At 56.3% G+C, this 10,350-nt stretch carries 13 protein-coding genes; 9 read left to right on the forward strand and 4 right to left on the reverse strand.

Annotated features, from left to right (window positions below; translation table 11 throughout):
- The first annotated feature begins 14 nt into the window (after positions 1-14).
- From CLV44_RS01275 to CLV44_RS01290, 4 genes are all read left to right on the forward strand, one after another.
- Positions 15-425, forward strand: a complete 411-nt coding sequence (locus CLV44_RS01275; protein ID WP_211298040.1) for a DUF1090 domain-containing protein — start codon at positions 15-17, stop codon at positions 423-425.
- Positions 426-545: 120 nt separating this feature from the next.
- Positions 546-980 (forward strand): GNAT family N-acetyltransferase, encoded by a 435-nt coding sequence (locus CLV44_RS01280; RefSeq protein ID WP_106590289.1) that lies wholly within the window; start codon positions 546-548, stop codon positions 978-980.
- 76 nt (positions 981-1,056) lie between these two features.
- Positions 1,057-2,604, forward strand: a complete 1,548-nt coding sequence (locus CLV44_RS01285; protein WP_170069225.1) for a phospholipase D family protein — start codon at positions 1,057-1,059, stop codon at positions 2,602-2,604.
- An 86-nt stretch (positions 2,605-2,690) separates the two neighbouring features.
- Positions 2,691-3,908: an EAL domain-containing protein gene (locus CLV44_RS01290; RefSeq protein ID WP_106590291.1), complete on the forward strand. Its 1,218-nt coding sequence runs from the start codon at positions 2,691-2,693 to the stop codon at positions 3,906-3,908.
- Here CLV44_RS01290 and CLV44_RS01295 read toward each other — a convergent pair.
- Genes CLV44_RS01295 through purM form a run of 4 tightly spaced genes read right to left on the reverse strand, consistent with a single transcriptional unit; the run spans position 3,836 to position 6,543 of the window.
- Positions 3,836-4,117, reverse strand: coding sequence for a YfcL family protein (locus CLV44_RS01295; protein WP_106590292.1), 282 nt, complete (start codon positions 4,115-4,117; stop codon positions 3,836-3,838). The two genes, CLV44_RS01290 and CLV44_RS01295, sit on opposite strands and share 73 nt — an antisense overlap.
- Entirely contained in the window at positions 4,114-4,821 is a 708-nt protein-coding gene (locus tag CLV44_RS01300) for a DUF3108 domain-containing protein (RefSeq protein ID WP_106590293.1), read from the reverse strand. Before CLV44_RS01300 ends, CLV44_RS01295 begins: the two co-directional genes overlap by 4 nt.
- Positions 4,822-4,832: 11 nt before the next feature.
- Positions 4,833-5,483 (reverse strand): phosphoribosylglycinamide formyltransferase, encoded by a 651-nt coding sequence (purN, locus tag CLV44_RS01305; RefSeq protein ID WP_106590294.1) that lies wholly within the window; start codon positions 5,481-5,483, stop codon positions 4,833-4,835.
- A 1-nt stretch (position 5,484) separates the two neighbouring features.
- Entirely contained in the window at positions 5,485-6,543 is a 1,059-nt protein-coding gene (gene purM, locus CLV44_RS01310) for a phosphoribosylformylglycinamidine cyclo-ligase (RefSeq protein ID WP_106590295.1), read from the reverse strand.
- A gap of 188 nt (positions 6,544-6,731) precedes the next feature.
- On the opposite strand from purM, the gene hda reads away from it, so the two are divergent.
- The 5 genes from hda (at position 6,732) to trhO (ending at position 10,239) form a co-directional block, all read left to right on the forward strand.
- Complete coding sequence (hda, locus tag CLV44_RS01315) at positions 6,732-7,418, forward strand: DnaA regulatory inactivator Hda (RefSeq protein WP_106590296.1); 687 nt, start codon at positions 6,732-6,734, stop codon at positions 7,416-7,418.
- Positions 7,415-8,128 carry a TIGR01621 family pseudouridine synthase gene (locus CLV44_RS01320; protein WP_211298041.1) on the forward strand — a complete coding sequence of 238 codons (714 nt, stop codon included), beginning with the start codon at positions 7,415-7,417 and terminating at the stop codon, positions 8,126-8,128. The genes hda and CLV44_RS01320 overlap by 4 nt, the downstream gene beginning before the upstream one ends.
- A gap of 33 nt (positions 8,129-8,161) precedes the next feature.
- Entirely contained in the window at positions 8,162-8,386 is a 225-nt protein-coding gene (locus tag CLV44_RS01325; protein ID WP_245912557.1) for a hypothetical protein, read from the forward strand.
- Positions 8,379-9,176 carry a tRNA cyclic N6-threonylcarbamoyladenosine(37) synthase TcdA gene (gene tcdA, locus CLV44_RS01330; protein WP_106590298.1) on the forward strand — a complete coding sequence of 266 codons (798 nt, stop codon included), beginning with the start codon at positions 8,379-8,381 and terminating at the stop codon, positions 9,174-9,176. Before CLV44_RS01325 ends, tcdA begins: the two co-directional genes overlap by 8 nt.
- A gap of 76 nt (positions 9,177-9,252) precedes the next feature.
- Positions 9,253-10,239: an oxygen-dependent tRNA uridine(34) hydroxylase TrhO gene (gene trhO, locus CLV44_RS01335; RefSeq protein WP_106590299.1), complete on the forward strand. Its 987-nt coding sequence runs from the start codon at positions 9,253-9,255 to the stop codon at positions 10,237-10,239.
- Positions 10,240-10,350 lie beyond the last annotated feature (111 nt).

Below are 10,350 nucleotides of genomic sequence, written 5' to 3' on the forward strand. Positions count from 1 at the left end.
GAGAGGTTGTATCAATGAAAACTATTCTGGTTACAGTATCAGGTTTGGCATTGTCTCTGTTGTCATTCAACAGTGTGGCTGCGCTGGATTGTTCAGAGCTGAAAGGCTGTGACAGAAAATTCTGTGAGATAGAACAGCAAATTGAATATGCCAAACAGGCTGATAATCCGCGCAAGGTGGATGGCTTGAACAAGGCGCTGGCGCAGGCCAGGGCCAACTGCAGTGATGCGGATTTAAAGCAGGAGTTAATGGATGATATTCGGGAAACCGAAGATGATATTGCTGAATATGAAGCCGATTTGCTGGAAGCCGAAGCCAGCGGTAATACTAAAAAAGTAAAGAAATATCAGAATAAGCTGCAGGATGAAAAGCATACGTTGGAAATGCTGCAGCAAGAACTATCCGAATTGAGCGGCGAAAATTGAAAATCACTCGAGTGTGGGGCGGGTATTGCATCGATCATGAATCAGGCGAATGTTTTTAACGCATTGCTTTGAATGATAAAATTAGCGGCTGTAACCCGTCATCAATGAAATGGAAAAGTTTTGAGCATAGTCAACACGTCATTTTCCGGTGCCAATAAAGCACTCATCAATGCGATTCGTAAAGAGGTCTTCATTCTGGAGCAGGGGGTGCCGCCTGAGCTGGAGTTTGACGGACTGGATGATACTGCCGCGCATGTGCTGGCGTTTGTAAACGATCAGCCGGTAGGGACCGGGCGCGTCCTGGCGGATGGCCATATTGGCCGTATTGCGGTCCTGCGCGATTGCAGAGGGCAAGGGTTGGGGGCTGAAATTGTCCTGGCACTGGTAGATGAAGCGGCCAAGGCAGGGTGCAACGAAGTGTATCTGGGTGCGCAAAAGCATGCGGTCGGGTTTTATGAAAAACTGGGCTTTGTGGCCTATGGTGAAGACTTCATGGACGCGGGCATCCCGCATATACATATGAAGATGTCTATTGGGGCCGAAACAGGCGCATAGCCCTGAGATACAGGAGGTGCTTTGAACCGGGGGAAGTATGCCAGTCACGTGCTCGAAGACAGTGTTGATCAACTATATGAGCACTCTGGTGCTGTTACTCGGGTTGTTAGCAAGCGGGTGTGCCAGTTTGCCGGATAACACTGGGCGGGTTGAGTCATACGGTTTTACGGATGGTGGCGGCACCTTGTTGCATCAGGTGTCCGCTACACCCCACGGGGTAGATCCTGGCCAGTCCGGCTTTCTTTTGCTGGAGAGCGGGCTGGATGCCTTCGTGGCCCGTGCCGCACTGGCACGCGCGGCCCAGCGCAGTATTGATGCGCAATACTATCTGTTGCATGACGACCTGACCGGGCATCTGTTCATCAATGAGTTGATTCAGGCGGCAGAGCGCGGTGTGCGAGTGCGGTTGCTGGTGGATGATATGGACCTCGACGGACGAGAGCTCGGGGCGGCTGCGCTTGATGCGATGCCGAATATGGAAGTACGTATTTTCAATCCATTCGGGCGCAACGTGAACCGCTGGTCGCAGTTTGTGACCCGTTTTGGCAGCGTGACGCGGCGTATGCACAACAAGACCTTTATTGTGGATGGCCAGGCGGTGATTCTGGGTGGGCGCAATATCGGTAACGAGTATTTCGAGGCTGACCCTGCGCTCGCGTTTGGCGATCTTGATGTGCTGGGTATCGGGCCAATCGCCGGGGCGGCGGTGACCTCCTTTGATGTCTATTGGAACCACGATCTGGCGTACCCGGCGACCACGCTGATCGGGGAAATGCCGGATGCCGACACGATCGCCCATGTGCGCGATCAGATGGCGGTCTATATGGATAGCCAGGCGGTTGCGTATGCGCCGTATTTCACGGCGCTGAGTGAATCCCGACTGGCACGACGGTTGAGCGCGGGTGAGCTGCCGCTGATATGGGGTCATGCCGAGTTGTTGGCAGATGACCCCGATAAGTTGCTGGCCGACCGCCGCGAGACCGATCTGCACCTTAGTCAGGCGTTGGCACCCTATTTCATGGGGCTGAAAGAGAGCCTGGTGATCTTCTCGCCGTATTTCGTCCCTGGTGCCGAGGGCACCGATTTTTTCAAGGCGCTGGTTGAGCGTGGGGTGCAGGTACGCATTTTGACCAACTCCCTGGCATCTACCGATGTGCCGATTGTCCATGTGGGCTATGTGCGCCATCGCCGTGCGTTGCTGCGTGCAGGCGTGGAATTGTATGAAATGAGCCGCAAAGTCAGACCTGAGCAGCATAAGCGGTCGTTTTTTACCGGTTCCTCCAAGGCAAGTCTACATGCAAAGTCCTTTGTGCTTGATGGCCGGCATGTGTTCATAGGCTCGCTGAATCTGGACCCGCGTTCTCTGGTGGAGAATACCGAAGTCGGGGTGATTATTGATGCCCCTGAGTTTGCCGCACGCATGCTGGACTGGTTTGAGCGAGATGCTGACCAGGTTGCTTTCCGCGTGGTGTTGGAAACCGGCGACGATGGTGTGGAGCGGCTGCGTTGGCACGGTTTGGATGAGGGCCAGCCAGTGACGTTTACGGTAGACCCTTACACCAGTATTTGGCAACGGATGGGCGTGGGCATCCTGCGCGTGCTGCCCATTGATTCCCAGCTGTAACAATATGGGTCTGTGTTGACCCATTTTGGCCCAAGTCTTGCTTTAGCTATGCACCAAATCAGTTCCATCGGCCAATCGAGGTGTGCATGCAGCAGTCTATTTTCCCCTGGTTTCAACCCATTGTTGAAGTCGCCACCGGGCGCATTGTGGGGTATGAGGCGTTGGCCAGACAGCATGATGCCGAGGGCCGTGTCGTATCGGCAGGCATGCTGTTCCAGGACCTGACGCGCACCAGTGATGAGCGTCGCATGCTGGACCGTTCGGTGCGTAATCAGGCATTGGAAGCGTTCGTGGGGGCACCTGAGGGTACCTACCTGACGCTTAATCTGTCACCTGAATGGATTGAGGCGTTAGGAGATGATGATCCGCTGCCGACGCTGGAAATGATGGATCGTTTGGGAAGCGACCATTCACGGGTGGTGATCGAGATTACCGAGCAGGGCGGTGACATTCAGCGTATTCAGCAGTTGGCGCAGCGTTACCGTGCTGAAGGTGTGCGCATTGCGCTGGATGACTTTGGTTCGGGCTTTCAGCATCTGGATCGCCTGTTGGCATTTACGCCGGACCTGTTAAAGGTTGATATGCGCATGTTCCAAAAGGGTGCAAACGGGCACCAGGAAAGTGCGTTATTGCATGCGATTGGTGATATGGCGTCTCGCTTGGGCTGCAAACTGATCTTTGAAGGGGTGGAAACCGCCGAGGAGTTCTTTGTAGCACTGCAGTGCAATGCCAGCTATGTGCAAGGCTTTATTTTTGAGCAGGCCGTCGAGGGTTTTCTGGAGGTCGATTGTTTCAGTGAGCGAGTTGGCGGCTTGCTGCAGCAGTATCTGGAATTGATGGTCGAGCAATCAACGCGCCGTCAATGGCATTTGGAGGGGTTGCAGGGGCAGCTGCTGGCGCTGCGCGAGTTGTTACTGGCCTCGGCGGGTGCTGAAGCGTTGCAGGAGTATGTGCCTGATCCTGCGGTGCTGCGCTGTTTTATCTGCGACCGGCAGGGGCTGCAGATTTCACCGAATTACACCTACGCCGAAGATGGCTGGAGTACGGACCATTCCGTGCTGGGCCATAACTGGAGCTGGCGCCCCTGGTTTTACCAGTTGGTGGCCTCCAGTGATTATGACCGCCGTATCCTGAGGTCTGCCCCATATATGGATATCAGCGGTCATCAGCGCTGTTTCACGTTGACGCTGGCACTGGATCAGCAGCGCGTGCTGCTGGTGGATGTGGTGGATCAGTTGGCGACGGAGGATGCGGTGTCGCCGCAAACATCATTCCACAGTGACTTGATGCCGGATTTGTCCTGATCATTCAGCTGATCAATGGCAAAGGCGTTGTCCAGGCTTGCCTGTACGTTGTGCAGGAAGGCCTGGTTGGATTCCGGCAGGTCGGCGGCGACCAGATTCAGGTGGCTGATCAGATAGCTGCAGTAAAACAGCTCATCGGGGTTGTCCAGCGCGGATTGTTCGCGGGCCAGCAGGCGGGATTCGGTCAGGTCGATCAGGCTTGCGCTCATGGGGTCTCCAGATTCTTCAGCAGCAGGGCGTAGGTCTTGCCGTCGGATTCGGTCTGTTCCAGGCGGACAATCAGGTAGTCCAGCTCCGGTGCCAGCCAGATCAGGGTTTCACGGTCGGCCTCTTCACCACGGTCACGCATCACGCGCACGGTGTTATAGCGGCCGTAGGGCGTATCCACCTGTTCTTCACCGGTGACCTTGAAACGGTATTCCTTCAGCTTGCCGCCGTCGGCGACGCTATAGGTCATTTCGGTCTTGCCCGCCAGCAGGTCAAGGCGCATCTGCAGCTGATAGCTGAGCTTGTCCTGGGTGCCAACCGGAACCTGCATTTTCCAGGGCGTGTCCTTGACCACGGTGGTGACTGATTGCTTGCTCCAGTCAAAGTCCACGCTGGCCTTGCGGCTCTTGCCCAGTACCTTGCGGTGGTAGCGGTAGCTCAGGGGAGTGACGGCAGTATCAGGCTGGTAGCCGAAGCGGGTTACTTCGCTGATGCCCGCCATCATGGCCGAGGCCTCTGAGCTGAAACGCCAGTTGCCGTCGGGGCTTTGTTGCAGTTGGCGAACGGCTTCACCGTTAAGCGAAATGCCCATGTCGAAGGCCGTGGTATACACCGCCTTGAAGGCATTCAGCTGAGCAGTATCAGCATGGGCGGGCAGGCTGCTCAACAGGCAGCCCGTTATCACAGTGGCGAGAGTAAGGCGCATACAACCTCCGTTTAGCGGGTGGTGTATTGGTAACCGGATGCGTCCAGACGTTCATTGTCGAGTTGCACACCGGTGTCGTCCAGTCCCAGGCGGTTGGCGCAGAACCATTGCACCGCCAGCGGATAAATCTGGTGTTCCAGTTGATGTACGCGCTGCTGCAGGCTTTGTTCGTCATCGGTGGCCAGGATATCGGTCTTGGCCTGTACAACCAGCGGGCCGCCATCCAGTTCTTCGGTGACGAAATGAACCGTGCAGCCATGTTCGGCATCCCCGGCTTCCAGCGCACGTCGATGCGTGTGCAGCCCTTTGTACTTGGGCAGCAGGGAAGGGTGAATGTTGAACAAACGACCGTGGTAATGGCGAACCAGCTCCGGCGTTAAAATACGCATGAAGCCGGCCAGTATCACCAGGTCGGGCGTGTAGCTGTCGATCAGTTCGATCAGTGCGGCATCAAAGCTTTCACGGTCGGTAAAGGCCTTGTGGTCGAGCAGGCGGGCGTCGATGCCTGCCTGCTCGGCCCGGGTCAAGCCGAACACATCGGGGCGGTTGCTGATCACCGCCTCGATGTTGCCGTTAATGCTGCCGTCGCGGGTTTGGTCCAGAATCGCCTGCAGGTTGGAACCGCTGCCGGATATCAGTACTACAATCCGTTTCGGCTCCATCTCAGGCCTCCAGACCGCGCAGGTCGACCTGCTCCTCGCCTTCAGTAGCGGCATCGATCTGGCCGATCAACCAGGCGTTTTCGCCTTCGTTCTGCAGCAGTTTGATCGCAGCGTCAGCCTGGTCGGCCGGTACAGCGATGATCATGCCTACGCCACAGTTAAAGGTGCGGTACATTTCACGCGAATCGACGTTGCCGCCTTCCTGCAACCACTTGAAGACCGGCGGCAGCTGCCAGGACATCGTGTCGATCACGGCCTTGGCGGATGCCGGCAGCACGCGCGGGATGTTTTCCAGCAGGCCGCCACCGGTGATGTGGGACAGAGCGTTAACCTGAGTTTCGCGGATCAGTTTGAGCAGCGGCTTGACGTAGATGCGGGTCGGTTCCAGCAGGGCGTTGGCCAGCGTGGTGTCACCGATCGGCTGCTGCAGGTCGGCATTGGTGACTTCGAGGATCTTGCGGATCAGCGAGTAACCGTTGGAGTGCGGGCCAGAAGAGGTCAGACCGATCAGGGCATCACCGACCTGAACCTTGCTGCCGTCGATGATCTCTTCCTTTTCAACCACGCCGACGCAGAAGCCGGCCAGGTCGTAGTCGTCGCCTTCGTACATGCCCGGCATTTCGGCCGTTTCACCACCAACCAGTGCAGCACCGGCCAGTTCACAACCCGCACCAATGCCGGTTACTACGTCAGCAGCCATGTCCACGTTCAGGCTGCCGGTTGCATAGTAGTCCAGGAACAGCAGCGGTTCGGCACCGGCAACGATCAGATCGTTGACGCACATGGCCACCAGATCGATACCGATGGTGTCGTGCTTGTTCAGTTCCATCGCCAGGCGCAGTTTGGTGCCTACGCCGTCAGTACCGGTGACCAGTACCGGCTGCTTGTAACCGGCCGGCAGTTCACACAGTGCACCAAAGCCACCCAGTCCACCCATGACCTCAGGACGGGCAGTGCGTTTAGCGACACCTTTAATACGCTCGACCAGGGCATTACCTGCATCGATATCAACGCCGGCATCCTTGTAGCTCAGGGAAGTTTTTTCAGAACCTGTAGACATGGGTGAGTCAACCTTTAGAACGGGAGATAATCATTAAAAAATAATCGCGCTAGTTTATCAGGTTGAGGGTGCTCTGTGTTAGAGTTACGCGCGTCATTTATTGGCTTAACCTAATTCAAGGTTGTGCTAACCATGGTAAGACGCGTGCAGTGACCCAGAAAGAGAAAAGCCGTAGTACAGCTGCTCCCATGCAGCTACCCCTCGGGATCAGTCTAAGAGATGATGCCCGCTTCGAAAACTTCGTGCGTGGCCGCAACGGACTGGTTTGTGCTGCGTTGGAAAAGGCGGCCTCCGGTTTTGGTGAGCAGTACCTTTTCCTGTGGGGGCATGCCGGCACCGGATGTTCTCATCTGCTGCAATCCTGTTGTCACGCCTCCGATCCGGTGCGCCGTAGCGCCGTTTATCTCCCCTTGGCCGAACTGAAATCGTGTGGTCCACAGCTGCTGGAAAATTTTGATCAGCTGGATCTGGTCTGTATCGACAATCTGGAACAGATTGCCGGTGATGCCGAGTGGGAAGAAGCCGTATTTCATTTATATAACCGTATGCGTGCCAATGGTCATGTGCTGATCCTTGCGGCCAGCCTGCCTCCGGCCAAGCTGGGCATCAAGCTGGCGGATCTGGAGTCGCGTTTGAACTGGGGCATGGTGTTCCAGCTGCAGGCGCTGGACGACGATACCAAGGTGGTGGCGCTCAAGGCGCGTGCTCATGCCCGTGGCCTGCAGCTGGGTGATGACGTTATTCGTTACCTGATGCACCACGGCAGCCGTAACATGGCGCACTTGCTGGTGACGCTGGATGAGCTGGACGTTGCCTCCCTGAGCGCACAGCGCAAAATCACGGTGCCCTTCGTCAAGCAGGTGATGAACTGGTGACCTATCCTGAGACCAGCTCGGCGTTCAGCCTGGTCGCGCGTGACGAGCGTTTTGTCGTCATCGACAAGGCACCCGGCATCAGTATGCACAAGGATGATACCGCTGCCGGGCTGGCCATGTTGCTGGCACAGGCGCTGGGTCAGCCGGTCTGGCCGGTTCACCGGTTGGACAAGATGACGTCTGGGCTGGTGTTGTTTGCCCTGTCTGCCGAGGTGGCCGCCGAGCTGTCGGCAGCATTTGCCGCACAGCAGGTGCGCAAATTGTATCTCGCCATCAGCGACCGCAAGCCCACCAAGAAGCAGGGGCGAGTCGAGGGGGGGATGGTGCGCAGCCGTCGCAGCAGCTGGAAGTTGACCCGTACTGATGAAAATCGGGCGCGGACCGAGTTGTACAGTTGTTCGCTGCAGCCGGGTTTGCGCCTGTTTCTGTGTCGCCCTTATACCGGTAAAACCCATCAGATCCGCGTTGCACTGAAAAGTGTGGGCGCGCCGATTGTGGGTGACCCCCTGTATCACGAAACTGTCGACCCGATGCCGGACCGTGGCTACCTGCACGCCTGGCAACTGGAATTCATGCTGGGTGGTGAAACCTATCGGTTTCGCAGCGATCCTACATTAGGTGAGCTGTTTCAACTGCCCACAGTGGCCACCAGGCTGAGTGGCGACTGGCAAGATCCTTTTTCCCTGCACTGGCACGGTGCTCCCAACTGATTGACATGCCGCACTATGACGACTGATCAAGAAATGAACGATAATCGTGTGTTGCGGGACTTTTATGCCCGCGATCCTGAAGAACAGCAGCTGTTCCTGACCGATACCTGGTGTGATCATTGCCAGCAGGTAGGGTTGGGTATGCGTGAACCTGAAGAGTATGAACTGTTCGGTTTGCTGTTTATTGAAGGCAAATGCTGCCAGTGCGGTGAAACCGTGCTGACCGAGTTGACCGAGGACGATTTCGACGATGAGTGATGCTGTTGAGTTGCGCTTTGGCGGCACCGCACGGTTATACGGTCTGGATGGACTGGCCCTGTTTCAGCGTTCCCATGTGGCCGTGATCGGTATTGGTGGTGTCGGTTCCTGGGTGGCGGAAGCGTTGGCCCGTAGTGGCATCGGCGAAATCACATTGGTCGATCTGGACGATGTCTGTGTGACCAACACCAATCGCCAGATCCATGCGCTGAGTTCCACCGTTGGCCAGTCCAAGGTAGCGGTCATGGCTGAGCGGCTGCGTGATATCAATCCGGATTGTCTGGTGCATGAGGTTGAGGCCTTCGCCAGCCGCGAAAATCTGGATGAGCTGCTGCATGAAGATTTGAGTTATGTCGTTGATGCCATCGACAGCGTCAAGGACAAGGCAGCTATCATCGCCTGGTGCAAGCGCCGCAAGGTGTCGGTGGTTACCATCGGCGGGGCCGGAGGGCAGGTTGATCCCACCCTGATTCGGGTGGCTGATCTGACCCGCACTCAGACCGATCCTCTGGCCGCTAAAGTACGCTCGTTTCTGCGTCGTCACTACAAATTCAGCAGCAGCGGCCGTCGTTTCGCCGTCGAGTGTGTGTTCTCTGAAGAGCAACTGCGGTATCCGCAGCCGGACGGCAGTGTCTGTCAGCAGAAAAGCGTGATGGAAAACGGCACACGCCTGGATTGCGCGGGCGGTTTCGGTGCCTCCACCGTAGTGACGGCAACCTTTGGTTTTGTCGCCGTGTCCCGTGTACTGAAAAAATTACAGGAGCGTGCTGCCCGCGAGCAGGCGCTCTGATTCACCGGGGGTGGCGTTGTCGCCCCTTCATTCATGCTCCGGATTTACGCTCCGGACCGCACGTCAGGAAACTATCATGTCCCGCACTGTTGTTTGTGCTCTGTATAAATTCGCCACCTTGGATAACTTCGAACAGCTGCGTCAGCCGTTGTATGACCTGATGCTGGAGCAGGGAGTGCGTGGCACTCTGTTGCTGGCCAGCGAGGGGATCAACGGCACCATCGCAGGCAGTCGCAAAGGGATCGATGTTGTTCTGGCATGGCTCAAATCCGACCCGCGTCTGGCGGAGCTTGGCTATAAAGAGTCATTTGACGAGAGCAACCCGTTCTACCGCACCAAGGTGAAGCTGAAGAAAGAGATCGTCACCATGGGCGTGGAAGGGATCGACCCGAAACAGGTGGTCGGTACTTATGTTAAGCCCGAGGCCTGGAATGCGCTGATTTCCGACCCCGAAGTGCTGCTGGTAGATACCCGTAACGACTATGAAGTGCAGATCGGCACCTTCAAGCATGCGGTCAACCCGGCGACAGAGACATTCCGTGAGTTCCCGCAGTATGTGCAGGAGAACCTGGACCCTGAAAAACACAAAAAGGTCGCGATGTTCTGTACCGGCGGTATTCGCTGCGAGAAGTCGACGGCGTTTTTGAAAGAACAGGGCTTTGATGAGGTGTACCATCTGGAAGGCGGGATTCTGAAGTACCTGGAAACCGTGCCGGAAGCGGATAGCCTGTGGGAAGGCGAGTGTTTTGTCTTCGATAATCGGGTAGCGGTTAATCACCAGTTGGAAAAAGGTCAGTATGACCAGTGCCATGCTTGCCGAATGCCGATCACCGAGGCAGAGAAGGCCAGTGATCAGTACGAGCAGGGCGTGAGCTGCCCGCATTGCCATGACCGTATTACCGAAGAACAGAAGCAGCGTTTTGTGCAGCGCGAAAAACAGACTCAGCTGGCCAAGGCGCGGGGTGAGGCCCATATCGGTGCTGATGCCAATGCCGTCATCGAGGCGCGTCGCCAGCTAAAGGTTGCTCAGCGTGAAGCGCAGAAACAGCGTTCTACCGACTGAAAACAGCCAAAAAAAAGGCTATGTCTGAGTAAACTGTTGAAGATCTGCCATTCTTAAAGTATTAGCCATAAGCTTTAAGGGTGGCCGCTATGAAAAACGCCCCATTTCAGC

It is taken from the genome of Marinobacterium halophilum (assembly GCF_003014615.1).
GTDB classification, from domain to species: domain Bacteria; phylum Pseudomonadota; class Gammaproteobacteria; order Pseudomonadales; family Balneatricaceae; genus Marinobacterium; species Marinobacterium halophilum.

Bases quoted from the DNA above. Each gene is read 5' to 3' on its own strand.
- purM (WP_106590295.1), bottom strand. From the start codon at position 6,543: ATGTCTACAGGTTCTGAAAAAACTTCCCTGAGCTACAAGGATGCCGGC.
- CLV44_RS01290 (WP_106590291.1), top strand. From the start codon at position 2,691: ATGCAGCAGTCTATTTTCCCCTGGTTTCAACCCATTGTTGAAGTCGCC.
- purN (WP_106590294.1), bottom strand. From the start codon at position 5,483: ATGGAGCCGAAACGGATTGTAGTACTGATATCCGGCAGCGGTTCCAAC.
- CLV44_RS01325 (WP_245912557.1), top strand. From the start codon at position 8,162: ATGAACGATAATCGTGTGTTGCGGGACTTTTATGCCCGCGATCCTGAA.
- CLV44_RS01275 (WP_211298040.1), top strand. From the start codon at position 15: ATGAAAACTATTCTGGTTACAGTATCAGGTTTGGCATTGTCTCTGTTG.
- CLV44_RS01295 (WP_106590292.1), bottom strand. From the start codon at position 4,117: ATGAGCGCAAGCCTGATCGACCTGACCGAATCCCGCCTGCTGGCCCGC.
- tcdA (WP_106590298.1), top strand. From the start codon at position 8,379: ATGAGTGATGCTGTTGAGTTGCGCTTTGGCGGCACCGCACGGTTATAC.
- hda (WP_106590296.1), top strand. From the start codon at position 6,732: ATGCAGCTACCCCTCGGGATCAGTCTAAGAGATGATGCCCGCTTCGAA.
- CLV44_RS01285 (WP_170069225.1), top strand. From the start codon at position 1,057: ATGAGCACTCTGGTGCTGTTACTCGGGTTGTTAGCAAGCGGGTGTGCC.
- CLV44_RS01300 (WP_106590293.1), bottom strand. From the start codon at position 4,821: ATGCGCCTTACTCTCGCCACTGTGATAACGGGCTGCCTGTTGAGCAGC.
- trhO (WP_106590299.1), top strand. From the start codon at position 9,253: ATGTCCCGCACTGTTGTTTGTGCTCTGTATAAATTCGCCACCTTGGAT.